The 26634-nt window shown below is 69.7% G+C and carries 25 protein-coding genes; 14 read left to right on the top strand and 11 right to left on the bottom strand.

The features are described from left to right. Nucleotides 1–50 precede the first annotated feature (50 nt). Together rsmI and MFF21_RS01630 are read left to right on the top strand one after the other, a co-directional pair. Nucleotides 51–974: a 16S rRNA (cytidine(1402)-2'-O)-methyltransferase gene (gene rsmI, locus MFF21_RS01635; RefSeq protein WP_238309438.1), complete on the top strand. Its 924-nt coding sequence runs from the start codon at nucleotides 51–53 to the stop codon at nucleotides 972–974. Beyond that, on the top strand, nucleotides 961–1347 hold the full coding sequence (locus MFF21_RS01630; RefSeq protein WP_238309437.1) for a YraN family protein: 387 nt from the start codon (nucleotides 961–963) through the stop codon (nucleotides 1345–1347). Before rsmI ends, MFF21_RS01630 begins: the two co-directional genes overlap by 14 nt. 39 nt (nucleotides 1348–1386) lie before the next feature. Here MFF21_RS01630 and MFF21_RS01625 read toward each other — a convergent pair whose 3' ends face one another. Further along, nucleotides 1387–1611, bottom strand: a complete 225-nt coding sequence (locus MFF21_RS01625) for a hypothetical protein (protein WP_238309436.1) — start codon at nucleotides 1609–1611, stop codon at nucleotides 1387–1389. A gap of 471 nt (nucleotides 1612–2082) precedes the next feature. Between MFF21_RS01625 and MFF21_RS01620 the strand changes: the two genes are divergently transcribed. Next, nucleotides 2083–3138 (top strand): glycosyltransferase family 61 protein, encoded by a 1056-nt coding sequence (locus tag MFF21_RS01620; RefSeq protein ID WP_238309435.1) that lies wholly within the window; start codon nucleotides 2083–2085, stop codon nucleotides 3136–3138. A gap of 222 nt (nucleotides 3139–3360) precedes the next feature. Further along, nucleotides 3361–4305 carry an arginase gene (rocF, locus tag MFF21_RS01615; protein WP_238309434.1) on the top strand — a complete coding sequence of 315 codons (945 nt, stop codon included), beginning with the start codon at nucleotides 3361–3363 and terminating at the stop codon, nucleotides 4303–4305. A 29-nt stretch (nucleotides 4306–4334) separates the two neighbouring features. On the opposite strand, the gene MFF21_RS01610 is transcribed toward rocF, so the two are convergent. From MFF21_RS01610 to MFF21_RS01595, 4 genes are all read right to left on the bottom strand, one after another. Continuing rightward, the gene (locus MFF21_RS01610) at nucleotides 4335–6494 is read right to left on the bottom strand and encodes a TonB-dependent receptor (RefSeq protein ID WP_238309433.1); all 2160 of its coding nucleotides are present in this window, start codon (nucleotides 6492–6494) and stop codon (nucleotides 4335–4337) included. A 394-nt stretch (nucleotides 6495–6888) separates the two neighbouring features. Next, nucleotides 6889–7953 (bottom strand): L,D-transpeptidase family protein, encoded by a 1065-nt coding sequence (locus MFF21_RS01605; protein WP_238309432.1) that lies wholly within the window; start codon nucleotides 7951–7953, stop codon nucleotides 6889–6891. 195 nt (nucleotides 7954–8148) lie between these two features. Beyond that, nucleotides 8149–9132 carry an extensin-like domain-containing protein gene (locus tag MFF21_RS01600; RefSeq protein WP_238309431.1) on the bottom strand — a complete coding sequence of 328 codons (984 nt, stop codon included), beginning with the start codon at nucleotides 9130–9132 and terminating at the stop codon, nucleotides 8149–8151. 201 nt (nucleotides 9133–9333) lie between these two features. Next, complete coding sequence (locus tag MFF21_RS01595; protein ID WP_238309430.1) at nucleotides 9334–9483, bottom strand: hypothetical protein; 150 nt, start codon at nucleotides 9481–9483, stop codon at nucleotides 9334–9336. A gap of 291 nt (nucleotides 9484–9774) precedes the next feature. Here MFF21_RS01595 and mnmG point away from each other — a divergent pair, with 291 nt between their 5' ends. From mnmG to MFF21_RS01575, 4 genes are all read left to right on the top strand, one after another. Continuing rightward, nucleotides 9775–11649 (top strand): tRNA uridine-5-carboxymethylaminomethyl(34) synthesis enzyme MnmG, encoded by a 1875-nt coding sequence (gene mnmG / locus MFF21_RS01590; RefSeq protein ID WP_238309429.1) that lies wholly within the window; start codon nucleotides 9775–9777, stop codon nucleotides 11647–11649. Nucleotides 11650–11677: 28 nt separating this feature from the next. After that, nucleotides 11678–12313 (top strand): 16S rRNA (guanine(527)-N(7))-methyltransferase RsmG, encoded by a 636-nt coding sequence (gene rsmG / locus MFF21_RS01585; RefSeq protein ID WP_238309428.1) that lies wholly within the window; start codon nucleotides 11678–11680, stop codon nucleotides 12311–12313. After that, entirely contained in the window at nucleotides 12310–13140 is an 831-nt protein-coding gene (locus tag MFF21_RS01580) for a ParA family protein (RefSeq protein ID WP_238309427.1), read from the top strand. Before rsmG ends, MFF21_RS01580 begins: the two co-directional genes overlap by 4 nt. 72 nt (nucleotides 13141–13212) lie before the next feature. Next, entirely contained in the window at nucleotides 13213–14103 is an 891-nt protein-coding gene (locus tag MFF21_RS01575) for a ParB/RepB/Spo0J family partition protein (protein WP_238309426.1), read from the top strand. Between the two features lie 29 nt (nucleotides 14104–14132). Here the strand turns inward: MFF21_RS01575 and holA are convergent, their stop codons facing one another. From holA to leuS, 3 genes are all read right to left on the bottom strand, one after another. Further along, complete coding sequence (holA, locus tag MFF21_RS01570; protein ID WP_238309425.1) at nucleotides 14133–15161, bottom strand: DNA polymerase III subunit delta; 1029 nt, start codon at nucleotides 15159–15161, stop codon at nucleotides 14133–14135. A 10-nt stretch (nucleotides 15162–15171) separates the two neighbouring features. Next, nucleotides 15172–15720: an LPS assembly lipoprotein LptE gene (gene lptE, locus MFF21_RS01565; protein ID WP_238309639.1), complete on the bottom strand. Its 549-nt coding sequence runs from the start codon at nucleotides 15718–15720 to the stop codon at nucleotides 15172–15174. Between the two features lie 133 nt (nucleotides 15721–15853). Then, nucleotides 15854–18451 (bottom strand): leucine--tRNA ligase, encoded by a 2598-nt coding sequence (leuS, locus tag MFF21_RS01560; protein WP_238309424.1) that lies wholly within the window; start codon nucleotides 18449–18451, stop codon nucleotides 15854–15856. A 288-nt stretch (nucleotides 18452–18739) separates the two neighbouring features. Between leuS and MFF21_RS01555 the strand changes: the two genes are divergently transcribed. Beyond that, nucleotides 18740–19456 (top strand): YggS family pyridoxal phosphate-dependent enzyme, encoded by a 717-nt coding sequence (locus tag MFF21_RS01555; RefSeq protein ID WP_238309423.1) that lies wholly within the window; start codon nucleotides 18740–18742, stop codon nucleotides 19454–19456. A gap of 12 nt (nucleotides 19457–19468) precedes the next feature. Here MFF21_RS01555 and MFF21_RS01550 read toward each other — a convergent pair whose 3' ends face one another. Next, nucleotides 19469–20005, bottom strand: a complete 537-nt coding sequence (locus MFF21_RS01550) for a L,D-transpeptidase family protein (RefSeq protein WP_238309422.1) — start codon at nucleotides 20003–20005, stop codon at nucleotides 19469–19471. Nucleotides 20006–20258: 253 nt separating this feature from the next. Between MFF21_RS01550 and MFF21_RS01545 the strand changes: the two genes are divergently transcribed. From MFF21_RS01545 to MFF21_RS01525, 5 genes are all read left to right on the top strand, one after another. Then, complete coding sequence (locus tag MFF21_RS01545; RefSeq protein WP_238309421.1) at nucleotides 20259–20945, top strand: response regulator transcription factor; 687 nt, start codon at nucleotides 20259–20261, stop codon at nucleotides 20943–20945. Between the two features lie 90 nt (nucleotides 20946–21035). Then, the gene (locus MFF21_RS01540; protein WP_238309420.1) at nucleotides 21036–21491 is read left to right on the top strand and encodes a Crp/Fnr family transcriptional regulator; all 456 of its coding nucleotides are present in this window, start codon (nucleotides 21036–21038) and stop codon (nucleotides 21489–21491) included. Between the two features lie 127 nt (nucleotides 21492–21618). Beyond that, nucleotides 21619–22461, top strand: coding sequence for a 2,3,4,5-tetrahydropyridine-2,6-dicarboxylate N-succinyltransferase (gene dapD, locus MFF21_RS01535; RefSeq protein WP_238309419.1), 843 nt, complete (start codon nucleotides 21619–21621; stop codon nucleotides 22459–22461). A 17-nt stretch (nucleotides 22462–22478) separates the two neighbouring features. Further along, on the top strand, nucleotides 22479–23360 hold the full coding sequence (locus tag MFF21_RS01530) for an alpha/beta fold hydrolase (protein ID WP_238309418.1): 882 nt from the start codon (nucleotides 22479–22481) through the stop codon (nucleotides 23358–23360). Nucleotides 23361–23451: 91 nt separating this feature from the next. After that, nucleotides 23452–24282, top strand: coding sequence for an acid phosphatase (locus tag MFF21_RS01525; protein ID WP_238309417.1), 831 nt, complete (start codon nucleotides 23452–23454; stop codon nucleotides 24280–24282). A 102-nt stretch (nucleotides 24283–24384) separates the two neighbouring features. On the opposite strand, the gene MFF21_RS01520 is transcribed toward MFF21_RS01525, so the two are convergent. Further along, complete coding sequence (locus tag MFF21_RS01520) at nucleotides 24385–24963, bottom strand: type 1 glutamine amidotransferase domain-containing protein (protein WP_238309416.1); 579 nt, start codon at nucleotides 24961–24963, stop codon at nucleotides 24385–24387. A 109-nt stretch (nucleotides 24964–25072) separates the two neighbouring features. Beyond that, entirely contained in the window at nucleotides 25073–26479 is a 1407-nt protein-coding gene (locus MFF21_RS01515) for a leucyl aminopeptidase family protein (RefSeq protein ID WP_238309415.1), read from the bottom strand. Between the last annotated feature and the right edge of the window lie 155 nt (nucleotides 26480–26634).

Here is a 26634-nt window from a genome sequence, read left to right as displayed (position 1 = left end):
GGCCCGGATTGCGGTCCGCAAGGGTCGGTTGCCGTGGCATTGTCGTTGCGATGACACAGCGAATCGACAAGCCGCCCGCCAGCTTCACCGCCTTCGGGCTCGCCGCCGAGGCCCAGCCGCTGGCGCCGGGCCTCTATGTCGTGGCGACGCCGATCGGCAACCTGAAGGACGTGACCTTCCGGGCGCTCGCCACCCTCGCCGCGGCCGATGCCGTGCTCGCGGAGGACACGCGGGTCACCCGAACCCTACTGATGCATTACGGCATCACCACGCCGCTGGTGGCCTATCACGAGCATTCCAACGCCGCGATCCGCGAGCGGATGGTGCTGCGCCTGAAGGCGGGGGAGGCCCTGGCTCTGGTCTCGGATGCGGGCACGCCGCTGGTCTCGGATCCCGGTTTCAAGCTCGTCCAGGCGGCGATCGAGGCCGGTATCCCGGTCACGCCCATTCCCGGCCCCTCCGCGGTGATGACCGCCATCGTCGCCGCCGGCCTGCCCACCGACCGCTTCTTCTTCGAGGGCTTCCTGCCGCAGAAATCCGGCGCCCGGCGCAACCGCCTGGAGGCGCTCGGCGGCATTCCCGGCACCCTCGTCCTGTTCGAATCCCCCAATCGTCTGCCGGACATGCTGGCCGATGCCGCCGCGGTTCTCGGCGAGAACCGCCCCGCCGCCGTCGCCCGGGAGCTGACCAAACTCTACGAGACGATCCGGCGCGGCAGCCTCGGGCAGCTCGCCGCGACCTTCGCCGAGGAAGGGGCGCCTAAGGGCGAGGTCGTGGTGGTGATCGGCGCGGCGGTCGAGGAGGCGCGCTCCGCCGAGGCGGATCCCGATCTCGATGCGCGCCTGAAGGCGGCGCTCGCCCGCCACTCGATCAAGGATGCGGCGGCGCTGGTCGCCGACGAGACCGGCCAGCCCAAGCGGCAGGTCTATGCCCGCGCCCTGGCCCTGACGCGCGAGACCGATGACGCCGGCTGAGACGCGCCTGCGCGCCCGGCAGGCGGCCTATCGGCGCGGCCTGTCCAGCGAGGTCCTGGCCCTCGCGCTCCTCATGCTGAAGGGCTACCGGCCGCTGGCCCGGCGCTTCTCCGCGGCGGGCGGCGAGATCGATCTCGTCATGCGGCGGGGCCGGGTGATCGTCTTCGTGGAGGTGAAGGCCCGCGGCCGTCTGGCGGAGGCGCATGTCGCCATCGATGGGCGCAAGCAGGCCCGGTTCTCCCGCGCGGTGCGGGCCTGGCTGAGCCGGCACCCGCCTCCGCCACAGGCCACGCTGCGGGCGGATGCGGTCCTGCTGGCGCGGGGGCACTGGCCGCGCCACCTGCCGGACGCGTTCCCGCTCCAGGGCTTCTGAGGCGCTCCCCGCCGCGCCCTCGCGCGGGGCCGGAATGGCTCAGGAGGCGGGGGCGTCCCGCTCCAGGCGGCGCTTCAGGCGGGTGGCGCCGTAGATCGCGGCCAGTCGCTGGCGCGCCGCATGGACGGGCGGCGCATCGCGCTCGGCCCGGGCGGCGGCGATCACCAGCAGCGTCGCGGCGATCGAATGCTGCAGGCGCCCCTGTGCATGGGCCTGGTCGAGATGATCGGCGTCGCGCGCCGATCGCGGATCCGTCTTCGGCATGTTCGGCTTCAGCCCCTGTGCTCGGAGACGGGCCCGATCGCCACGCGACCGGGAGCGCCCCAAGTCCTGATGTGCCGCGCTTCTTTCCGCCGGAGCCGCATCCGCTTCGGCGACGAGCGCTCTGAATGCCGCCGTCCTTCCGGACGGGCGGCGTCGCCACGCTCGGGGAGACGATTGTCGGCATCAAGGCAGCTTGGCCGTAGGCCGGGCGCGGCGTGGTTCCGGCTGCCATCCCGTTCCGGAGCGCGCTCCGCTGAAGGGATGTCGGTTCGGCGAAAGGGAGCCCGTCGAAACCAGGGCCTGGAGCCGTGCCCGATTGCAACGCGATCGGGCACGGCTTTAGAACCGGAGCCGCGCCGGCCGGAGCGCGACCTCGGGGCTTCGCGGAGCCGGAGAGCGCCCTTCCTGCGGGTTCCCTGCTCTTGAAGACGTGTCGTGCAAGTGCCTCGATCCACTGACAGCAAAGTCGATTTGATTGCCCAGATCGAGTCTCCCGAATTCCCCGTCCAGTATCCGCATGTCGTCAACCGGCACTTGCTCGACCCATCGGCGCAGTCGGCCATGGAATATTCCTGGAGCAGGAAGCTCTTCGAAACGCACCCGATCCGGATCTTCAAGCTCCGCAACGTCTTCGTGGCAGGCGAGGGGATCGTCTTCGACCGGTCGGGCCGTCACGACCCGCAATTCATCACGCAGCAGGCGAACGACCACATCGCGCGTGCCCAGTCCGAGGTTCTGCAGGCGATCTCGGACAACCATTTCCAGGTCAAAACCGATCCCTGCGTGCTGTGCGTCAAGCCGGGATGGCAGAATTACGGGCACTGGCTGATGGAGATGCTGCCGGTCGCCAATATCGTCAACAGGGTCGTCGACTCGTCGCGGCTGAAGTTCCTCGTCTCGGGCGGATACCCCGAGGCGATGAAGAGGGTCGTCCGGCAGAGCCTCGACCTCTGCGCGGTGCCGGAGCCGAACATCGAGATCTACGGGCACGTTCCGACGTTCTTCGAGACCTTGTACTGCGTCCAGGGGCTGACGATGCACGGCATCTACATGTCGCCCCTCGTGTTCAACGCCATCGACAAGCTGTCCGAGCCGGCGCGGCCGACACCCTCCCGCAGGCTCTACATCAAGCGGGGAGAGGGCCTCAGCCGAAGCATCGTGAATGCGGGCGCCTTCGAGAAGCGGCTGCTTGCGCAGGGTTTTTCGGTGATCGAGCCGGAAAAGCTCGATTTCGCCGAGCAGATCGCGCAGTTCAAAGGAGCGGAGAGCATCGTCGGCATCGCCGGTGCGGGCATGACCAACATCGCCTTCTCCGGCTCGAACGCGAATGTCGTGATTCTCTATCCGCAATCGATGCCGGACACGTTCTTCTTCTTCATCGCCACGCACCGGCACCTCAACCTGACGGATGTCCGCTGTCAGGAGGTCGACAACTCCCTGACGCACAATTCCTGGGATCGGAAGATCACCCTCTCCGAGGGCGACATCGACGCCATCATCGCCCGGGCGCTCGACGGGAAGGCCTGACGCCTGCCCGCGAAAGCGGGTGTACCGGCCCTCACCCCGAGACCCACCGGGCCGCCGCCGCGTTGTGCACCGGGGCGGCTGCGAGATCGCCGCGTAACATGCCTCCGATAGGTAGGGCGTGCCGGGCGCCGGCACCCCCGCCGCGGCACGGATCGGCCGGGCCGGATGCCCGCCGAGCGGCGGGGGCATCGACGGGGCAATCGACGGGGAGAGAGCGTCGGCATGAGCGGGACGGAAGGACGCGTCGAGATCATCGGGGCCCCGATCGAGATCGGGACCAGCGAGCCGGGCGCCCTGATGGGGCCGGCGGCCCTGCGCACCGCCGGCCTGGTGCGCACCCTGACGGAGCTGGATTTCGCCGTCACCGATCGCGGGGACGTCGCCCCCGAAGGCCCGCCCGACCTACGCGGGCTCCCCGCCGTGCGGGCCTGGACGCGGGCGATCGCCGCGGCGGTCGGCGACGCGCTCGACCGGGGCGCTCTGCCGCTGGTGGCGGGCGGCGATCACAGCCTCTCGCTCGGCTCCCTCGACGGGGTGCTGCGCCATATCGGCGGGGCGCGGCCGGTCTTCGTGCTCTGGCTCGACGCGCATGCGGATTTCAACACGCCCGAGACCTCGCCCTCGGGCAACGCCCACGGCATGCCGCTCGCCGCGCTCTGCGGGGAGCTCGGCTTCGAGGAGATGTTCGCGGACGGCGAGCGGCCCATGCTCGACCCGTCCCACATCCATCTCTTCGGCCTGCGCTCGATCGATCCCGGTGAACGGGCGCTGGTGCGGGCCCGCCGCGTCGACGTGACCGACATGCGCATGATCGACGAGTTCGGAGTGGTCGCCCCGCTGCGCCGCATCCTCGACCGGGTCGCTGCGGCCGGAGGACACCTGCATGTCAGCTTCGACGTGGATTTCCTCGATCCCGCCATCGCACCGGGCGTCGGCACCACCGTGCCGGGCGGAGCGACCTTCCGCGAGGCGCATCTCATCATGGAGATGCTGCACGATTCCGGGCTGGTCGGCTCCCTCGACGTGGTCGAGCTCAACCCCTTCCTCGACGAGCGGGGACGCAGCGCCAAGGTGCTGGTGGAACTCGTGGCGAGCCTGTTCGGCCGCTGCATCATCGACCGGCCCGCCGGGGCGGCCTCGATCGAGGTCGCCCCGGAGGATCGCTGACGGGTCCCGCGGGTCCGGGACCCGGCTCTTCAGAAGCGGACGATCACCTGGGCCCGGATCGTGCGCGGGGCGCCGGGCGTGATCTGGTTGTTGTTCGTCGCGGTGTAGATGTAGTTGCGGTCGAAGATGTTTTCGATGTTGATCTGCGCCCGCGCCCAGTCGTTGATCTTATAGAACAGCCCCAGGTCGAAGCGCGAGTAGCTCGGCAGCCTGACTGCGTTGTCGGAGCTCGCGAAGGTGTGGCTCTGGTAGAGATAGCCGACGCCGATCGCGAATTCGCGCGTCACGTCGAACTTGTTCCACAGGGACACGGCGTTGAACGGCACGAGGCCGACCGTGTTGCCCGCGACGACGGTGGCCGAGGTGGCACTCTCGATCCGGGCATCGGTGAAGCTGTAGCCGCCGGCCACCTGCCACCAATCCGTGACGTAGCCGTTGGCGCCGATCTCGACGCCCTTGGCGTTCGTCCGGCCCGACAGCAGGAAGAAGCCCGCATTGTTCGGATCCGGCAGGCGCTGGTTGGTCCGGTCGAGGTCGTAGGCGGCGGCGGTGAGCTGGAAGTCCGGCGTGACGTCGTACTTCACGCCGACCTCCTTGTTCTCGAAGCCTTCCGGTCGGGCGAAGGCGAGGCCCGCGGAGAAGACACCGATCTGGTCGCCCGCGCTCGGCAGGTAGGAGACGCTGTAGCTGCCGTAGAAGGCGAGGTTCGGCAGGGGCTTCAGGACGATGCCGGCCCGGGGCGAGACGAGGTCGTCGATCCGCGCCGTCTGCTCGCCCGTGTTCTGGTTGCGCGAGGCGAAGTCGAAATGGTCGTAGCGCAGGCCGCCGAGGACCTGCAGCCAGTCGGTCACCTCGATCTGGTCCTGCGCGTAGACCGCGGCGAGGCCGAGATCGTAGCGCGCATTCGCGTCCGACGTGCCGTTGTTGCGGAAGGTCACCGGGACGCGGCTGACCGGGGAGAGCGGGTTCACGACGAGGCTGGTCGCGACGTTGTTGAAGTAGCCCGTCTGCCGGAAGGCGGTCCCCTCCTGGTAGCCGAGCTCGAAGCCGGCGAGCAGGGTGTGCTTCATGCCCGCGATCACCGTCTTGTAGACGAAGTCGTTCTGGCTGAAGTAGTTCGTCCGGTTGGTGTCGTTGCGGTAGGCCCCGAGCGGCACCGCGGTGCCGGCCGCGTTGACGGCGCCGCCCGGATAGACGTTCCGGTAGAACTTCTCGTAATCGGCGAAGCGCAGCTGGCTGTGCATCTCCACGCCCGAGTCGAACCGGTGATCGAGGGCGACGGTGGCGATGTGGGCGTCGACCTGCGCCCGGTTCACGTCCGGATTGCCGAAGAAGGTCGCCCGGTTGCGGCGGTAATCGTAGGCGCGGCCGAACCGGGAGGGGATGCCCCGATCCGTGAGCCGGTCGTCGTGGAAATACTCGTAGGAGACCTTCAGCGTGGTGGCCGGATCGATGAGGAAGGTCATCGTCGGGTTGACGCCGTAGCGGGTCAGGTCGCCGAACTGGCGGTAGGTGCCGGATTGCTCGGCCATGCCATTCAGGCGGAAGAAGGCGGTGTCGCTCACGCGGTCGCCCACGTCGACGGCGACGCGCTTGGCGTCGAACTGGCCGCCCCCGGCCACGATCTCGCGCACCCGCAGCCCGTCGGCTTCCTTGAGCACGCGGTTGATGACGCCGCCGCCGCCGCCGCGGCCGAAGATCAGGGAATCGGGTCCCTTCAGCACCTCGACGCGCTCGACGTTGTAGAGGTCGCGGTAATACTGGACGTCGTCGCGGATGCCGTTGACGAAGAAGTCGGCATTCGTGCTCTGCCCGCGGATGACCACCTGGTCGCGGTTGCCCTCGCCCTGCGAGGGCAGCACGCCCGGCACGTAGCGCAGCTGGTCGGTCAGGTTCTGGAAGTTCTGGTCGCGGATCTGCTGCTGCGGGATGATGGTGACCGCCTGGGGCGTGTCGATCAGCGGCGTGTCGGTCTTGGTGGCGCTGCGCGTCGCCTTGGTGAGATAGCCGACCGTGACGCCGCCGCGCGGGCCCGGAACGCCGGGGCCGCCGCCGACGACGCTCAGTTCGTCGAGGGTGGTGGTCGTCGCCCCGTCGAGGACGGGGGGCGGTGCCGCCTCGGCCCCGGCGGCGAGGAGAGGCGTCGCCAGCAGGGCGGCCGCCATGGCGCGAGGAGTGATCTGACCCATTGGAGAAAGCCCACCGTCTTCTTGTGTTGCGTCCGGCGGGTCGTGGGGCGCGACGGATCCGGCAGCCTGCACCGCCTTGACGGAAGACGGTCGCGCCGAAGGCGCGGTGCCGGCCGTGGATCCCGGATGTCGCGGCCGGCTGTTGCGGCTCGCTGAACGATGTCGCGACTATTCCGAGTGGATTGATCTTCTCAAGGATTGTTTCTTAGAGATTTCTAATCTTGTCTGGAATTGATCTAATACGGATTCCAGCCTTGGCCGTAAGCGGTTGAATGCGCACGAATAAGATTTGCGCAATCATAGGTTGTTTAATCCTGGCCGTCTCTCGATGGCGGGTGATCTGTTGCGGTAATGTCACGAACGGCGGGGCCGGGATGCGCCCCGCCCCGCGGCCTCAATCCCGGAAGCTGACCTTCGCGCCCCGTTCGACATGGGCGGCGAGGCTGCGCGCATCCCAGTTCGTCAGCCGGATGCAGCCATGCGATTCCGTCTTGCCGATCTTTTCCGGCTCCGGCGTACCGTGGATGCCGTAGGAGGGGATCGCGAGGTCGATCCAGACGAGGCCGACCGGGTTGTTCGGTCCCGGCTCGATCGAGAAGCGGTGCCGGGCTTTCACCCCGGCGAAACGGTAGCGCGGGTTGTAGGTGTACCAGGGGTCGAAGGCGACGCCCTTCACCTTGGTGTCGCCGCTCGGTGCGGGTTTCTCGGCGCTGCCGATCGAGGCCGGCACGTCGGAGACGAGGGCGCCGTCCTCCCCGAAGGCGCGCACGCGCCGCGCGCCCTTGTCGACCTCGATCCGGGTCACCTTCGGCGCCTGCGGCCGGGGCTCGATCTTGCCCTGGCCCATCGGCGTCACGCCCGCGACGAGGAGCACCGTCCCGGCCTTGTCGAGGGGCTTGCCCGGGTTCATCGCCGAGAGGAGGTCGCGCTGCATGTGGTAGCGCTCGGCGAGCATCTCGCGGGGATTGGTGTAGCGCAGGGGGCCGATCTCGGCCTGTTCCTCCAGCCGGCGCGGCACGGAGGCGAGGAACGGCCCCTTCACCTCCGCCTCGCCGAGGGTGATCTCGGCGGTGACGGGCTGCGCCCCCTGGGCGAGCCTGTCGAACAGCGCCTGGTCGAGGGTCTCACGCGCGGGAAGCCCCTGGGCGGCGGCATAGGCCCGCAAGGCCCCCCGGAGGTTGTCGCCATCGCGCCCGTCGATGGCACCCGGCGAGAAGCCGGCGCGGTCGAGCAGCACCTGCACCTTGATGAGGAGAGGATCGGGGCTGGGCTTTGCCGCCTCGGCCTTCCGGCCGGGCTTCTTCGGCCGTGACGTATCCTGCGCCTTGCCGGCCGGCGCCGCGACGAAGGTCGCGGTCTCGATGGCTTCGCGGGTCAACGGCGGGGCGGCCGGTTCCGCCCCGGCCGCGGCGGGCGCGAGCACCACGACCGCCCAAGCCGCGAACCGGATCCGCCCCATCGCCCGCCCCTTCCGCTCACGCGCTCCGGATCGACAAGCTGCGGCCACGCCTCCCCGTTCCGGAGGCGGCGGCGCTGCGTCACCGGAACGCGCCGGATTTCGCCTTTGCTCGTGTTTTCGGGGACGGCTTGGGGGCGAGGGACACCCGGCACGACCGGAGCGATCCTCCGTAAGCCGGTCGGCCCACCCGAAACCTCACTCGCAGAGCCGGTGGCCGGCATTGCGCTCGCGTTCGTCGAGATGGAGGTGGTTGGCGTGGGCGGCGTCCGAGCCCGGGCCGAGCACGGTGCGGAAGAAGGCGCAGGCCTTGCCGCGCACGCTCGTCACGAAGGCGGCCTCCGGCGTCCCCTCCGGCAGCCCGGTGACCTTGATCGGCGGATGCTTGGCGAAGCCGAAGCCCATCACGTCGACCGCGTTGGCGAAGGCGTGCTCGCTGAGCTTGGCGTCGATGTCGTGGTTCTGGCCGCGGCAGAGATAGGAGCCCCCGAGGGAGAGCGTCGTCGGGGGCTCGGAGAGCTGCGTCTCGGCGGCGACCGTGACCTCGCTCGCCCAGCGGGCCAGGGCCTCGGCCGCGCGGCAGGACAGAATCGCCGCCGGCTCCAGGGCGATCGCGTCCCCGAGGCGCGTCACCCGCAGGGGCTGGGGCACGCTGCATTGCCCCTCGGTGATCGCCGGCAGCGCCTCGTAGCGCACGCCGAGCCGGTCGAGCCGGCGCCGGCAGGCGGTGTCGTCCGGCGCGGCGACCTTCAGGGCGAGGGCGGCCTCCCCCGAGAGCTCGGGCGGCCGGGCCGGTGGTGCCGGCGCGTCCGTGGGGGGCGGTAGGGCTGGCGGTGCCGCGGGTTGCACCGGGGGCGTCAGCGCCGCTGGCCGCTCCGGCGGCAACGGTGGGGTCTCCGTCGGGCCGGTGGCCTTCGGCGTGGCGAGTTCGGCGGGCCGGGGGGGCGGCTGCGGTGGCCCCTGCCCTTCGGAGGACGGCGCCTTGTCCTGCGCCGGCGCCGCGAGGACCGAGCCCAGGAAGGCGAGGCCGGCGAGCCCGAGGCGTCCGCGCCCTCCCCGCGCCGAGACCGCGCTGCGGAGCCGGGCCGTCGCAGGCCGCGCGTGCGTGGTGAGATCGTCTCCGCCCGGATCCCCCCGAGACGGGCTCGACCCACGGGTAACCCGCACCGGAACGCGTAGCATCGCAAGACCCGCCTATCGACGGTTGCGATTAGTCGGAGACGGGGAGAGACCTGCAAGGGCGGCCAGGACACGCGCCCCGATTTCCGTGTGGCCGGATCCCGTCGCGGTTGCGCGCGCGAGGGCTCGCACGGTGCCGCAGATCGCGGCGAGTGGCGCGAAAACAGGCCGCCGCGCGGGAGGCGGGGTGCCGTGCCCCTTCGATCAGTACCGGGTCAGGAACAGGCCGGCCAGCAGGAAGCAGAAGCCCCCCAGCGCCAGCACGCCTTCCTTTCGCTGCGTGCGATCGTAGAAATGCGCCAGCGCGCCACCGCCGCACAGAGCCGCGCCCAAGCCGATTGCCATTGCGCCCATCGAACCTGTCTCCCCGTCGAGACATCGCCGTTGCCGGCCGAAGCATCCCGACGCCGTTGTCGCGATGCGAGGGCAGGTGACCGCGTGGTATCGCCGGATGACTTCGATTCGCCGTTGCGCCGGTGATTCGAGGGCTGCCGGACGACGCAGACCAATTCTGCTCCTTCGCGATTACCTAAGCAATCCCGGTGCCACGATTTCGGCGTAGTCGTTAATCCCTAGAGCCTTCGAAAGGCGGCAGTGGCGGCGAGGTCCGTTGACCCTCGGCGGTCCGCCTGGATATGCACCGGCATGCACGAAGAAATTTCCGGCTTCGACGTCGTGGTCGTCGGCGGCGGTCACGCGGGCGTCGAAGCCGCGGCGGCCTCCGCCCGCACGGGCGCGCGCACGGCCCTGGTGACGCACCGGGCGGCGACGGTCGGCGCGATGTCCTGCAACCCGGCGATCGGTGGCCTCGGCAAGGGGCATCTCGTCCGCGAGGTCGATGCCCTCGACGGCCTGATGGGGCGGGTGGCCGATGCGGCGGGCATCCAGTTCCGCCTGCTCAACCGGCGCAAGGGCCCGGCGGTGCGCGGGCCGCGCACCCAGGCCGACCGCAAGCTCTACGCCGCCGCCATGCAGGCGGCCGTGGCGGCGACGGAGGGGCTCACCCTGGTCGAGGGCGAGGTCGAGGATCTCGCGGTCTCGGAGGGGCGCGTGGCCGGTGTCGTCCTGAGCGACGGGCGCCGCCTGTCCGCCGGCGCGGCGGTGATCACCACGGGCACCTTCCTGCGCGGGCTCATCCATATCGGCCCCCGGCAAATACCGGCCGGCCGCGTCGGCGAGGGACCGGCCATCGGACTCGCCCTCACCCTCGACCGGCTCGGTTTCCGCCTTGGCCGCCTCAAGACCGGCACGCCCGCGCGCCTCGACGGCCGCACCATCGACTGGGCGAGCCTCGAGATGCAGCACGCGGATGCGGAGCCCGTGCCCTTCTCGACCCTGACCGAGCGGATCACCACGCCGCAGATCGCCTGCGGCATCACCCGCACCACCCGAGCGGTCCACGACCTCATCCGCGAGAACCTGCATCTCTCGCCGATGTATTCCGGCGGCATCGCCAGCCGCGGCCCGCGCTATTGTCCCTCCATCGAGGACAAGGTGGTCCGCTTCGGCGACCGGGAGGGCCACCAGATCTTCCTGGAGCCGGAAGGGCTCGACGATCCCACCGTCTACCCGAACGGCATCTCCACGGCCCTGCCGGAGGAGGTCCAGGCGGCGATCATCGCGGCGATCCCCGGGCTCGAAAAGACGCGGATCCTGCGGCCGGGCTACGCGATCGAGTACGACTACATCGATCCGCGCGAGCTCGATGCGAGCCTGCAGACGAAGCGCCTCCCCGGCCTGTTCCTGGCCGGGCAGATCAACGGCACCACCGGCTACGAGGAGGCGGCGGCCCAGGGCGTGGTCGCCGGGCTCAACGCGGCCCGCCTCGCGGGCGGCGCGGCCCCGGCCCTGTTCGACCGGGCGGAATCCTATCTCGGCGTGATGATCGACGACCTCGTCACCCACGGGGTGAGCGAGCCTTACCGCATGTTCACCTCGCGCTCGGAATATCGGTTGTCCCTCCGCGTCGACAATGCCGACGAGCGGCTGACCGCCAAGGGGGCGGCCCTGGGCTGCGTCGGCGCCGGGCGGCTCGCGCATTTCGAGGCGTCTCAGGCGAAGCTCGAAGCGGCGCGCCGGCAGCTCGACGCTCTGAGCCTGACGCCGACCCAGGCGGCCGCGCAGGGCATCTCGCTCAATCGCGACGGCATCCGCCGCACGGCGTTCCAGCTGCTGTCCTACCCGGAGATCACCTGGGAACGGCTCGCCGGGGTCTGGCCGGAGCTCGGCGGCGTCGCGCCCGCGGTGGCGGAGCGTCTGCGCACGGATGCGACCTATTCGGTCTATCTCGACCGGCAGAGCGCCGATATCGCCGCCTTCCGGCGCGACGAGGGCGTGACCCTGCCGGCCGGGCTCGATTACGGGCGCATTGCCGGGCTCTCCAACGAGATGCGGGGCAAGCTCGAGACGGTGAAGCCGGCCACCCTCGGGCAGGCGGCCCGGATCGAAGGCATGACGCCGGCGGCGCTGACCCTGCTCGCCGCCCATGCCCGGCAGGGCCGCGCCTCGCGCGCCGCCTGAACCACGTCGGACGAGGAGCAGGCTGGGCATGGCCGATGCGGAACGTGATCGGGTTCTCGCCGAATCCGGGGTTTCACGTGAAACAGGCGAGGCGTTGAACCTCTACGTTGAACAGCTGCGCCGCTGGCAATCCGTGAAGAATCTCGTCGGCCCCGGGACGCTCTCGGAGGTCTGGTCGCGCCATGTGGCGGACGCCTTGCAGTTGCTCGCCCTGGTGCCGGAGGCGCGACGTTGGGTCGATCTCGGCTCCGGCGCCGGCATCCCAGGGCTGATCCTGGCCATTGCGGGGCGGGAGCGGCCCGGTTTTCACGTGAAACTGGTGGAGAGCAATGCGCGCAAATGCGCCTTCCTCACCGAGACGGCCCGGCTGACCACGGCGCCGGTGCAGGTCCTGAACAAGCGCATCGAGGCCGTGATGCCGGATCTCGAGGTCACCGACATCGTCTGCGCCCGGGCCCTGGCGCCGTTGCAACAGTTGCTCGCTTGGTCGGAACCCTTGTTGAAAAAAGGTGCGATCGGCGTGTTTCCGAAGGGACGTGATGCAGCGGCGGAATTGACCGAAGCGCAGCGAGGATGGAGATTCGACCACGACCTGATCGCGAGCCGTACCGATTCTGACGCGCGCATCGTCTTGGTCACGAATCTTTCCCGCGTGGACGCATGACCCATACCCCCACCGACAAGCCCCTGCGCGTGATCGCGCTGGCCAATCAGAAGGGCGGCGTCGGCAAGACGACGACGGCGATCAATCTCGGCACGGCCCTGGCCGCCATCGGCGAGAGCGTGCTGGTGATCGATCTCGACCCGCAGGGCAACGCCTCCACCGGGCTCGGTATCGACCGGCGGCGGCGCAAGGTCTCGACCTATCATGTCATGGCCGGGGAGGCGCAGCTGCGCGATGCGGTGGTGGCCACGGCGGTGCCCCGGCTCTCCGTCGCGCCCTCGACCATGGACCTGCTCGGCCTGGAGCTGGAGCTCGCCAACGCCCCCGACCGGGCCCATCGGCTTCGAAGCATCCTCGGAAATCTCTCAGCCGCCTCGGAGCCTCCGGGGTTCGGCTACGTGCTGATCGACTGTCCGCCCTCGCTTAACCTGTTGACGATCAACGCCCTGGCCGCAGCCGACGCCGTCCTCGTCCCCCTCCAATGCGAATTCTTCGCCCTCGAAGGCCTCAGCCAACTTCTGCGTACGGTTGAGCAGGTTCGCTCGGCTCTGAATGCGAAGTTGCAGATCCAGGGCGTGGTGCTGACCATGTACGACCCGCGCAACAATCTTTCGGCCCAGGTCGTGGCCGATGTGCGCGGCTTCATGGGTGACAAGGTCTACGAGACGATGATCCCGCGCAATGTGCGCGTGTCCGAGGCGCCCTCCCACGGCAAGCCTGTGCTGCTCTACGATCTGAAATGTGCGGGGGCACAGGCCTATCTGCGGCTCGCATCCGAGGTGATCCAGCGGGAAGGTCGTGTGCCGCCGCCGGCTGCCGCTGCCTGACGAACAAGGTTTCCGACGGGTGCCGGCGAACGGTCCGGCCTCGATGGTGTGATGGAGTAAGGTCTTTTGGCGATGGCGGATGAATCGGCGCGGCCGCGCCTGGGACGCGGACTTGCCGCGCTGATCGGGGATTTCAACGACGAGGAGACCGGTGGCGAGGCGCGCGGAGCGGAGGCCCAGAAGAAGGTCGCCGTCGAGTTCCTGCGGCCGAACCCACGCAATCCTCGGCGGCATTTCGCCGAAACAGAGCTCGACGAGTTGGCCGCTTCGATCCGGACGCGCGGCGTCATCCAGCCGATCGTGGCGCGCGCCTTGAGCGGCGTCCCGGGCACCTTCGAGATCGTCGCTGGCGAGCGTCGCTGGCGTGCGGCGCAGCGCGCCGGGTTAACGGATGTGCCGGTGGTCGTGGTCGATATCGACGACCGGGCCTCGCTCGAATTCGCGATTCTCGAGAACGTCCAGCGCAGCGACCTGAACGCGATCGAGGAGGCCGCCGGCTACGAGCGGCTGATGCAGGAATTCAGCTATACGCAGAAGGAATTGGCCGAGATCCTGGGCAAGAGCCGCAGCCATCTCGCCAACACCCTGCGGCTTCTCCAGCTCCCTCTGGCGATCCAGGACCGCGTCACCGCCGGCGAGATCACCGCGGGCCATGCCCGCGCGCTGCTGGCCCTGAGCGATCCCGAGGCCGTCGCCCGGCGCATCGTGGCGGAAGGCCTCTCGGTCCGCGAGGTGGAAGCCCTGGCCGCCGAGGAGGCGACTCCTTCGGACTTGCCGCGTCCTGGCCGGCCCCGGCGAGATCCGGTCGCTCATGCGGATCTGCGCACGCTGGAGCAGTCACTGACCAGGGCCTTGGGATTCGGTGTGGCCGTTAAGGCCAAGGCCAGTGGCGAAGGCGAGATCCGGATCCGTTACGGCAATGCCGAGGAGCTGGAGGCGCTTCGCCAGCGCTTGGGTGTCTGACGGGCCGCACTCCCGACGCTGGAGCCGGATCAGCCCCGCTTCGCGGCTCGTCCTGCAATCGAGAGCAGGACAGCGGCACCCTGGGCATGGGCGAGATCCGGCTCGGCCCTGCGGCAGGCCAGAATTGCGTCCTGAAGCAGGGTAACGGCCCGGCGCAAATCCTCGGTGGACCAGCGGGCGAATTGTGTTTCCACGAGCGCTTTGCGGCGGAAATGCAGTCCGCGCCAGGAGGCGGTGAGCTCGGAAGGGCCGGCACCCGGATTGTCGAGCCGGCCTGAGAGAAGCCCCAGAGCGTGACGCAGGGCGTTGCCGAGCAGCACGGAGGGATCCAGCCCTTCGTGGCGGAAGCGCCGATACTCGGCTTCCACCGTGGCGAGACGCCCGGCAAACGCGGCATCGATCAGGGTGTTGAGAACGCTCGCGCCGACATCGCTCACCACCGCCTCGACATCGTCCAGGCTGACGCTCGATTGGCCATGCGCGTAGAGGGCCAGCTTGCCGATCTCCGAGAGGCTGGCTCGGCGGTCGCCGCCGAGGCTCGTGGCCAACACGTCCCGGGCATCCCGGGCGATGGAGAGGCCCTCGGCTTCGAGGGTCCGGTCGATCAACTCGGCGAGCGAGCGTGCGTCGTCCGCATAGCAAGGCAGGGCCAGGGCCTTGGATGAGCGCTCGCACAGGGTGCGAAGCGGGGCGGACTTGCTCAAGTCCCCCGCTTCCGCCACCACGCGCGCGCCGGACACCTCCGAGGCAAGCAGCGCTTCGACCGCGGGGGCGTAGTTGCGGCTTCCGCTCCGCACCCACACCGTGCGCGCCTCGCCGAACAGGCCGAGCGTGCCCGCTTCGTCCACCAGGCGTCCGGGATCCGACGCGAGGGCATCGCCTTCGATCCGGATCAACGCGAAGGGATCGTCCGTGTCGGGCACGAAGCGTTTGACGAGGGCGCTCGCCCGCTCACTGACGAGGCCCGTATCGGGCCCATAGACCAGCAGCACCAGCACCTGGGCGGCAGGTCCATGGCGAATCAGGGCGTCGACGTCGCCGGCCTTGACCGCGGTCATCGCCGGGCCGTCACGAGCCGGCGGGCTTCACCGCGAGGACGGAGGCGATGCGGGTCTTGATCTGCTCGGCCAGAACCTTGGCAAGGCGGATCTCCGCGTCGCGGGCCGCGCGCAGGGAGGCAAAACGCTGGATCGAGCGGTCGTAGGTCGCGGTCGAGGTGGCAACGCCCTCGCTATAGACCTTGGTACCGTCCAGGCTCTCCAGAGAGAACTTGATCGTACCGATGATGGTACCGGCTTCGGCCCGCGCCGTCGTGGAGGACACGATCGGCGTGGTGACGGATTCGCTGCCCTGCATCTTGAGGCGATAGCGCTTCGGCGTCGCCGCCTGGCCCGAGCCGTCGAGATCGAACATCAGCTCGCTGCGGAGGTAATGACCGAGGCGCTCCTGGTCCTGCGCCATCACCACGTCGTCGACCTGCACGGAGGCGAGGGCGACCTGCATGGACTCGCCCGAGGCGGTGGGACCGTAGAGCGGGCGGAAGCAGGCGGAGAGGTTGAGCGTCAGGGCTGCCGCAAGGGCGATCCGTATCCCCGTCTTCTTCATCGCGAAACGCATCATCGTCCGGTGCCGCCCGCCCGTTTCCGCCCAAGCTTGTACGGCAGACGCCGTTCCGGGTCACCCTGCCACGCCATGCTTTACGAATCCTCTGCGGCTTGGGCGTGGCAGGTGCCGGAATCGGGGCACTGCCTCATACGACGATGTTCACGATCCGCTGAGGCACCACGATGACCTTCTTCGGCGCGCGCCCCTCCAGGGCTCGCTGCACCGCCTCGAGCGCCAGCGTCGCGGCCTCGACGGCCTTGGCATCGGCCTCGCGGGGGATGGTGACGTCCGCCCGCTTCTTACCGTTGACCTGGACGGGGAGGGTGATCTCGTCCTCGACGAGGAGCGCGCGGTCCGCTTCCGGCCAGGGAGCCTCCGCCACGAGGCCCGCGCGGCCGAGCGCCTGCCAGCTCTCCTCGGCGAGATGCGGCATCATTGGTGCGATGAGCTGCACGAGGATGCCGGCCGCTTCCGCGGCGGCTGCCTGCCCTGCTCCACCCCGCAATCCCTCGTCGAGGGCATTTGCCAGGGTATAGATATGGGCGACGCAGCGGTTGAAGCGCAGCCGCTCCACATCCTCGCCGACGGCGGCCAGCGCCTTGTGCGCGGCCTTGCGGAGCGCCGCATCGGTCGGCCCGCCGGCACCCTGCGCCGCAGCCGCATTCTGAACGAGACGCCAGACGCGCTGCACGAAACGCGCGGCGCCCTGCACGCCCTCCTCCGTCCAGATCACGTCCCGCTCCGGCGGCGAGTCGGACAGCATGAACCAGCGGGCCGTGTCCGCGCCGTAGCTCGCGATGATGTCGTCGGGATCGACCACGTTCTTCTTCGACTTCGACATCTTCTCGATGGCGCCGATCGCAATCGGCCCACCGGTTTTCACGTGAAAAGCCCGGCGTTCGCCGCCTTCGCTGTCGAAGCGGATTTCCGCCGGCGGCACCCAGGCGCCCCCTTCGTCCTTGTAAGTCTCGTGAACCACCATGCCCTGCGTGAACAGGCCGGCGAAGGGCTCGGAGACGCCGGCCCAGCCGGTCTCGCGCATCGCCCGCGTGAAGAAGCGGGCATAGAGCAGGTGCAGGATCGCGTGCTCGATACCGCCGATATACTGGTCGACGGGGAGCCAGTGGTCGACGGTCCCGCGGTCGGTCGGCGCGTCGGTCAGCCAAGGGGCGGTGAAGCGGGCGAAGTACCAGGACGAGTCCACGAAGGTGTCCATGGTGTCGGTCTCGCGCCGCGCTGCCGCGCCGCAACGCGGGCAGGGCACGTTGCGCCAGGCATGGTCGCGCTCCAGCGGATTGCCGGGCACATCGAAGGAGACTTCCTCCGGCAGTTGCACCGGCAAGTCCGCGACGGGCACGGGCACCGGGCCGCAGGTCTCGCAATGGATGATCGGGATCGGGCAGCCCCAATAGCGCTGGCGCGAGACGCCCCAGTCGCGCAAGCGGAACTGCACCTTGCGCTGCGCCACCTGAGCGCCGCCGAGCACCTCCGCTTCGAGCCGGTTCGCGACCGTGCGGAAAGCCTCCTCCGTGCTCATGCCGTCGAGGAAGCGCGAATTGATCATCCGCCCCTCCCCGTCATAGGCGGTGTCGGTGATCACGAAGCTCGCCGCGTCCTGGCCCTCGGGGCAGACGACCGGCGTGTTGCCGAGCCCGTACTTGTTGGCGAAGTCGAGGTCGCGCTGGTCATGCGCCGGGCAGCCGAAGACGGCGCCCGTGCCGTAATCCATCAGCACGAAGTTCGCGACGTAGACGGGCAGCTCCCAGGCCGGGTCGAGCGGGTGGCGGACCCGCAGGCCGGTATCGTGCCCGAGCTTCTCCGCTGTGTCGATCGCCTCCTGCGCCGTGCCGATCCGGCGGCATTCCTCGATGAAGGCCTGCAGCTCGGCCGAACGCTCCGCCAGGGCGGTGGCGAGGGGATGGTCGGCGGCGATCGCCAGGAACTTCGCGCCGAACAGGGTGTCGGGCCGGGTCGTGTAGACCTTGATCGTGTCGATCTCCCCCTGGGGCTTCGTGAGACCGAAGCGGACCTCCAGGCCCTCGGAGCGGCCGATCCAGTTCTTCTGCATCAGCCGGACCTTCTCCGGCCAGCGCTCCAACCCGTCGAGGGCGTCGGAGAGGTCCTGCGCGAAGTCGGTGATCTTGAAGAACCACTGCGTCAGCTCGCGCTGCTCGACCAGGGCACCCGAGCGCCAGCCACGCCCGTCGATCACCTGCTCGTTGGCGAGCACGGTGTGGTCGACGGGGTCCCAGTTCACCTTGGCGGTGCGGCGGGTGACGAGTCCCTTCTCCAGGAAGTCGAGGAACATGCGCTGCTGGTGCTTGTAGTAGGCGGGATCGCAGGTCGCGATCTCGCGGCTCCAGTCGAGCGACAGGCCCATGCTCTGCAACTGGCCGCGCATGGTGGCGATGTTGTCGTAGGTCCAGGCGCGCGGGTTGACCTTGCGCTCCATGGCCGCGTTCTCGGCGGGCAGGCCGAAGGCGTCCCAACCCATCGGATGGAGCACGTTGAAGCCCTTGGCGCGCTTGTAGCGGGCCACCACGTCGCCCATGGCGTAGTTGCGGACATGGCCCATGTGGATGCGCCCCGACGGATAGGGGAACATCTCCAGCACGTAGTATTTCGGGCGCGGATCCTCGTTCTTCGTCGCGAAGATCCCGGCCTTGGTCCAGGCCTCCTGCCAGCGCGGCTCGGCATCCTTGGCGTTGTAGCGCTCGGGTGCGGTCGGGTTCGGGTTCGTCATGGCTCGGGTCGCGGCGCGGGAAACGGGCAGGCGCAGGCTTGAGGCGGGCGCGGTCGGGCCGGCACTAGCATATCCGTGGCGCGCAGCGTCAACGGCGTATGCGGATCAGGTGTGCTGACGTATTGCCCCGCCCGTTTCCACCGAACCTCACTCGGGCCGCCTATTGAACGTCCTGCGGGATTTTCCGTTTGCGGGGGAGGGGGCAACGCGACCATATCGCGGGGAGCCGGGACAGGAGGGCGCCGCACGGCTCTAAAGCCTATCGCGGCAGCACTTGCAGGAGAGATCATGACGGACGCACCCGCCCCGCTCGACCAAAAGCCGCCGGTCGGCGAGGCCGATGTCGCGGCCGGTCTCGCGGACGTGCGCGAGGGCCTGCGCCGCGCCGCCGAGGACAGCGAGCGCGATCCGGCAGAGATCCGCCTCATCGCCATCTCGAAGACCGTGCCGGCGGAAGCGATCCTGCCGGCGCTGGAGGCGGGGCAGCGGATCTTCGGCGAGAACTACGTGCAGGAATCGAAGGCCAAGTGGCCGGGGCTCAGGGAGCGCTTTCCCGATGTCGAGCTCCACCTCGTCGGGCCGCTCCAGTCGAACAAGGCCCGCGAGGCGGTGGAGCTGTTCGACGTGATCCATTCCCTGGACCGGCTCTCCTTGGCCGGGGCTCTCGCCAAGGAGATCGAGCGTGTCGGGCGCCGGCCGAAACTCCTCATTCAGGTCAATACGGGGGAGGAGCCGCAGAAGGGCGGCGTCAGCCCCGGACAGCTCGCCACCCTGCTCGCCGAATGCCGCGACACGCATGGGCTCGTCATCAGCGGATTGATGTGCATCCCCCCGGCCGAGGATCCGCCTTCCCCCCATTTCGCGCTGCTCGCCCGGCTCGCGAAGGAGCACGATCTGCCTTTCCTCTCCATGGGCATGAGTGCCGACTATCCGGCCGCGATCCAGATGGGCGCGACCCATATCCGGGTCGGTACGGCGATCTTCGGCGCCCGGGCGAAGCGCTGAGAGAGACCCGGCTCAGCCGATGGCGAGCCGGGTCTTCGGCCCGAGCCGGCGCAGGAGCCGCACGAGATCGGCGGGGCGCAGGGCCACACAGCCCTCGGTCGGGGGAAAACCGGGCCGGGCCATGTGCAGGAAGATCGCCGAGCCGCGACCCGGGCGGATCGGGCCGCGGTTATAGTCGAGGTCGATCACCACGTTGTAGAGGCCGTCTGGCCGCCACATCCGCTCCGCGCTGATCCCCGGCGCGGGCAGGCGGATCGGGCGGTTGTAGCGGCGGTCGCGCGGCGCATCGCACCAGCCGTCCTCGGGCCGCGTCGCCTTCAGGGGCAGCCGCGTCGCAGGGCGCAGGACGAACCGGTCCGGCCGGTAGGCGCCCCCCCGCAGGCGGAAGGTGCCGTGGGGCGAACCGCCATCGCCTTCCCGCTTGTCGTGGACGATGCCGCCGCGGCCCAGGGCACAGGGAAGCACCAGCTGGCCGACCAGCAGCTTGCCCCGCCGCCGGTCCCCCGCCAGTGGCTTCGCGCGCAGGATCGTGATCGTGGTGCGCTTCATGGAAGGGACTTCTCCTCGGGGGCCCTATTGACCTGCGGTTTCGATCACGCACACGGAAATTGCTGCATAAGGGGTCAGCGCACGTTCCAAGTGTGGCAAAACGGATTAATTCTGCGGCTCAGGTCCAGCCTCCCCTGCTGGGCTTTGGGAAGGAGTCGGGCTTGACGTCGCATCCTCTCCGCTGCGGTGGTCCGTTCGGGCCAACGGCCCGGCCCACAAACGCTCGGTGCACCAAGGGAAAGTCTCCCCCTCGATGACGACAGCTTACCGCCTCCTCGTATGCGACGACGACGATGCGCTGCGCGAGACCCTGATCGAGCAGCTCGAGGGTTACGAGGATTTCAGCATCGTCAGCGAGGCGACAGCCGGTGCCGCGATCGAGCGTGTCTCAAACGAGCGCGTCGACCTCGCCGTGATGGATGTCGGGCTGCCCGACCTCGACGGGCGCGAGGCGGTGCGCGTCATGCGCCGCAACGGTTATCGCGGCCCCATCATCATGCTGACCGCCCAGGACTCGGAGGAGGACACGGTCGAGGGCCTGGAATCGGGCGCCAACGACTACGTTACGAAGCCCTTCAAGTTCGCCGTGCTGCTCGCCCGCATTCGTGTGCAGCTGCGCCAGCACGAGGCGAGCGAGGATGCGGTCTTCCAGATCGGCCCCTACACCTTCCGGCCCGGGGCGAAGCTTCTCGTCGGCGATCGCGGCTCCAAGCTGAAGCTGACCGAGAAGGAGACGGCGATCCTGCGCTTCCTCTACCGTGCGGGCCGCGAGGTGGTGCCCCGGGATACCCTGCTCGCCGAGGTCTGGGGCTACAACGCGCAGGTCACCACCCACACCCTCGAGACGCATATCTACCGCCTGCGCCAGAAGATCGAGCCGAACCCCGCCGCGGCCGAGATCCTCGTGACCGAAGCTGGGGGCTACAAGCTGCTGCCGTGAGGGGCGGCGTTTCGCAGGCGCGCGGCTTCCGCTAAGGTCCCCGCCGGATCCTGGCGGGTTGGCGGGACGAGGCGTGAGGCGAGGGGCGGATTGGGGCTCGACGACGACATCGCGATCCTCGCCGCCGCGCCCGTGTTCGAATTCCTCGACCGCGACGCCCTGCGCCTGCTCACCTTCGCCGGGGAGCGGCGCCAGCTGGCAGCGGACGAGGTGCTGTTCGCCCGCGGCGAGCGCTCGGACGGCGGCTATGTCGTGCTCTCCGGCCTGATTGCGCTGATGCCGCGCGCGGACGGGGCCGAGCCGGTCCTGGCCGGTCCCTCGACCCTGATCGGGCGGCACGCGCTCTTCCTGGCGGGCGAGCGTCCGGCCGAGGCGCGGGCGCGGGAGGGCTCCGAAGTGATGCGGATCACGCCGCAACTTATGGCCCGGGTGCTGCGCGAATTCCCCGAAGCCGCGACACGGATCCATGGCTGGCTCAGCCAGGATCTGGCGGCGCTGAGCGGGGCGCTGGCCGATCTGCGCGGGCGATTCCTCACGCCGGTCTGAGACGGCCCCTTCGGGGCGAAGAATTCCCTGGGACGTGAAGAAGAGCGGCGGGCGAAGGCCCGGTGACAGGGCGGGCGTGCTTTTGTAAGCACCGGTCTCGTTTCCACGCCGTCGAAAGCCGCGACCGATGTCCCACGCCGATCTCGAAAAGACCATCGAAACCGCCTGGGAGGAGCGCGCCGGCATCTCGACCTCGACCACCGGCGCCTTGCGCGAGGCGGTGGAGGAGGCGCTGAACCTGCTCGATTCCGGGCGCGCCCGCGTCGCCGAGAAGGTAGGCGACAGCTGGCAGGTCAACCAGTGGCTGAAGAAGGCGGTCCTGCTCTCCTTCCGTCTCAACGACATGGTCGCGATCGAGGGCGGCCCGGGCGGCGCTCCCTGGTGGGACAAGGTCTCGTCCAAGTTCGCCGGCTGGGGCGAGGCGGAATTCCGGGCCGCCGGCTTCCGCGCGGTGCCCGGCTGCTTCGTGCGCCGCGGCTCCTTCATCGCCCCCGGCGCCGTGCTGATGCCGAGCTTCATCAATCTCGGCGCCCATGTGGGCGAGGGCACCATGGTCGACACCTGGGTGACGATCGGCTCCTGCGCCCAGGTCGGCAAGAACTGCCACATCTCGGGCGGCGCCGGCATCGCGGGCGTGCTGGAGCCCCTTCAGGCCAATCCGGTCATCATCGAGGACAATTGCTTCATCGGCGCCCGCGCCGAGGTGGCCGAGGGCGTGATCGTCGGCGAGGGCTCGGTGCTCTCGATGGGCGTCTATATCGGCGCCTCGACCCGCATCATCGACCGCACCACCGGCGAGACCTTCTACGGCCGGGTGCCGCCCTATTCCGTGGTCGTCTCCGGCACGACGCCCGGCAAGCCGCTGCCGGACGGCACCCCCGGCCCGGGCCTCTACTGCGCGGTCATCGTCAAGCGGGTCGATGCGGGCACGCGGGCCAAGACCGGCATCAACGAACTCCTGCGGACCTGATCAGGAGCCTCACGGCGATGGCGGAGACCCGCATCCTCGATCTCGCCATCGCCGGAACGCCCGTGCCGACGCCCTGCGCGGTTCTCGGCACGGGCCCGGAGGCGCTGCTCCTGCCGGCCCTCTCCTCCATCTCGGCGCGCGAGGAGATGCTGCCGCTCGCGCAAGAGCTCGGCGGGGCCTATCGCTGCCGCGTGCCGGACTGGCCCGGCTTCGGCGCGCAGGCGCGTCCGCGCCTGCCCCTGAATCCCGGCACCCTCCACGCCTTCCTGGACGCCCTGCTCACCGCCGCGCCCGGCCCCTATGCGCTGGGCCTCGCGGCCGGCCATGCCGCGGGCTATCTCGTCGCCGCCGCGGCGCGGCATCCCGGCGCCTTCGAGAGGCTGGTCCTGGTCGCCCCGACCTGGCGCGGTCCCCTGCCGACGGTGATGGGGCAGGAGCGGGCGCCGCTCTTCGCCCGTATCCGCCGGGCCGTCGAGGCGCCGGTGCTCGGCGAAGCGCTCTACCGGATCAACATCAGCCCGCCGGTGATCGGGCGCATGATGCGCGCCCATGTCTATGCCGAGGCCGACCACGTCACGCCGGAGGTGATCCGCGCCAAGCACCGGATCACGCGGCAGCGCAACGGGCGCTTCGGCACGGCGGCCTTCGTGACCGGCGGCCTCGACCCGGTGGAGAGCCGCGAGGCCTTTCATGCCCTGTTCCGGCGCCCCCTGCCCCCTCTGAGCGTGCTCCGCCCCGTCGGCGCCCCGCGCCGCTCGGCCGCGGAGATGGACGCGTTGAGCGCCGCACTCGGCCATCCCGCGACGACCATTCCCGGCGCCCTCAGCCCGCATGAGGAATATCCGCGGGAGGTAGCGGCCGCCGTGAGGGCGACAGTGTCCGCGAACGCTTTCGCGTGAGCCTTCCCGTGACGGGACTGAGAAGGTCACGTCGCACGTCGATGCTATGCCGGTGCCCCATCCGTCGCCGCGAAGTCAGGACCCGAGATTGATGCCCCGTCTGTCGACGTTCCTCGCCGCCCTGCTCACGGCGATCCCGATGGTGGCCTCCGCCGCCCCCGAGACGGCGGCCCCCTCCGTCGGGGCCGATCGCCTCAAGGCGGGCAAGCCGGCCCCCTATCTCGACGACACAAAGACCCCCGATATCCTGGCGATCCTGCCGCCGCCGCCGGCCGGCCATTCGGCGGCCGAGGCGGCCGACCGGGCCGCCTTCAACGCCACGCGGGCCTATAATGGGACGGAGCGCTGGGCCCTCGCCACGGCCGACGTGGCGGACGGGGCCTCGGCCATCCTCAGCGACTTCTCCTGCGTGCTCGGGCAGCGTATCGACCAGGCCCGCTTTCCCGACCTGATGAACCTGCTCGAGCGGGTCCGTGTCGACATCGCCCGTTCCACGCGGTCGACGAAGCGGCATTATCGCCGCCTGCGCCCGTTCATCGGCAACGACTCGCCGATCTGCGTGGTGCGCTCGCCGGAGCTGGCCGACAGCTTCAGCTATCCGTCGGGCCATTCGACCCAAGGATGGGCCTATGCCCTGATCATGGCGCAGCTCGTCCCGGAAAAGGCGACCCAGTTCATGGTGCGCGGCCGCGTCTACGGCGAGAGCCGGGTCGTCTGCGGCGTGCACTGGATGAGCGACGTGGAAGCGGCCCGCATGGCCGCCTCGGCCCTGGTGGCCGCCCTGCAGGGCAATGCCGATTTCCGACGCGACCTCGAACGGGCCCGGGCCGACCTGACCAAGGCCCTGGCCTCGGCCGGAGAGAAGCCGGATCCCGCGATCTGCAGCCGCGAGGATGCCGCCGCCCGCACGCCCCTGCTCTGATCGGCGCCCGGGAAGAGCATCGTCCTCCGGCGGTCCTTCGCCTGCAAAAAAGACCGCCGCGCCGGCGGCGTGGCGGTCCCTTCCCGATCCTGGAACGAAGCCTCAGGCCGCGAGGTGGCGCGGCTCGTGACGGCCTTCCTTCACCTCCTCGACGATCTTGGCGCAGAAGGCGTCGAGGTCGCCGGGGTTGCGGCTGGTGATGATGCCGCCATCGGTCACCACTTCCTTGTCCTGCCACTCGCCGCCCGCATTGGCGACATCCGTGCGGATCGAGGCGAAGGAGGTGAGCTTGCGGCCCTTCACGGCGCCGGCCTCGATCAGGAGCCAGGGCGCATGGCAGATCGCGGCGACGGGCTTGCCGGAGGAAAGGAAGGTACGGATCACCTCCATCGCCTTGGGCTCCAGCCGCAGCTTGTCCGGGTTGATCTGCCCGCCCGGCAGGACCAGGGCGTCGTAATCGGCCGGCTCGACGCTCTCGACGTCGCGGTCGACCTTCACGCTGCGGCCCCAATCGATCTTGTCCCATCCCTTGATCGCGTCCTGCGACTGGCGGGATTTCGGTGCCGCGACGTGAACGGTCGCGCCGGCCGCGCTGAGCTTCGTCTGGGGGACGGTGAGCTCGCTCTCCTCGAAGCCATCGGTGGCGACGATGAGGATCTTGGCCTGTTGGATGTCAGGCATGGGCTGTTCTCCCGGCTGGTGACGGATTGCCTGGGCAACCGGGGCCTTCGGGGATCGTTCCAGCGACAAAGGGGCGTTCTCCCGCCGCGGGACGATTCCCGAAGGAGGCTCAGCCGCCATAGCGCGTCACCAGCAGGTGATGGACGAGGCGGGCCGTCTGCACCTCGCCGCCCTCGGGCCGGCCGGGCTTGGTGGACGGGTTCCAGCCATACAGGTCGAAATGCGCATGCGCCTGCGACTTCGGGGCGAAGCGGCGCAGGAACAGCGCGGCGGTGATCGCCCCGGCGAAGGGGCCGCCGGAGACGTTGTTGAGATCGGCGACCTTCGACTCGAGCAGGCTCGCATAGGGCGGGTGCAGGGGAAGCCGCCAGACCGGATCGAGCGCGGCGCGTGCGGCCGCCTCGATCTCCGTGGCGAGCGCGTCGTCGGGGGTGAAGAAGGCCGGGAGATCGGGGCCGAGGGCGACGCGGGCGGCCCCCGTCAGCGTCGCGAAATCGATCAGCAGATCCGGTGCCTCGGCATCGGCGAGGGCGAGGGCATCGGCCAGGATCAGGCGGCCCTCCGCATCGGTGTTGCCGATCTCGACGCTGAGGCCCGCGCGGGAGCGGATGACGTCGCCGGGGCGGAAGGCGTTGCCGGCGATCGCGTTTTCCACCGTCGGGATCAGCACCCGGAGGCGAACCTTGAGTCCGGCACCCATGACCATCTCGGCCGTAGACAGGGCCACGGCCGCCCCGCCCATATCCTTCTTCATCAGCAGCATGCTGGCCGAGGGCTTGATATCGAGGCCGCCCGTGTCGAACACGACGCCCTTGCCGACGAGGGTGACCTTCGGCGCATCCTCAGCCCCCCAGCTCAGGTCGATGAGCCGCGGCGCGCGGGGGGAGGCGGCTCCGACGGCGTGGACGAGCGGAAACCCGGCCGCGAGGGCCTCTCCCTCCGTCACCGAGAGGGTGGCCCCGAAGCGCGCGGCAAGCGTGCGGGCCGCGGCCTCGATCTCCGCCGGGCCGAGATCGTTCGAGGGCGTGTTGATGAGGTCGCGACCGGCCGCCACGGCGCGGGCCACGCGCAGCACGGCTTCGCCGTCGATGCCCTCCGGCGCGACGAGGCGTGGCGGCGCGGCCCCCGTGTCCCGGTACCGCGCGAAACGGTAGCTCCCCATCAGCCAGGCCAGGGCCGCCACCGCGGGCGCGCCGTCGCTCTCCGGCTCCAGGCGATAGTCGCCGGGCGGGAGGAGGCCCGGCAGGCGGCCGACCTGCAGGGGATCGCCGGAGGCGGATTCGAGATCGCCCAGGCCGAACAGCACCCGCTCGAGACGACCCTCCTGATCCGGCAGCAGGCAGAGCTTGCCGGCCTTGGGCGTGAAGTCGAGCGCCTTCGCGAAGGCCTGTTGTGAAGCGGGCAGGCTGGCGGCGAACTCCGCCCAGCGCGCCAGACCGAGGCAATGGATCGGGACCGAAGGGCTGCCGGCCGGCAGGAGATCCAGGGAGGAGGGTTCGGTCCGTTCGATCGACATGCGCGAAGCCGTTTGGAGGTCAGGGAGGTTTTCCCGTGAAACGTCTCCGGCTTACCGGCTCCGGCCGGGTTCGGCCAGGGTGCCGCGCTCCTCCAGAGCCGGCGGCAGGGGCCCCCGTGCGCGCCCCGCCGGAGATGCTTAACGCGACGTTAGGG

Source organism: Methylobacterium organophilum, assembly GCF_022179465.1.
GTDB lineage: Bacteria > Pseudomonadota > Alphaproteobacteria > Rhizobiales > Beijerinckiaceae > Methylobacterium > Methylobacterium organophilum.
Note: the sequence above shows the minus strand (reverse complement) of the source record. Positions and strands in the feature narration are given on the sequence as shown.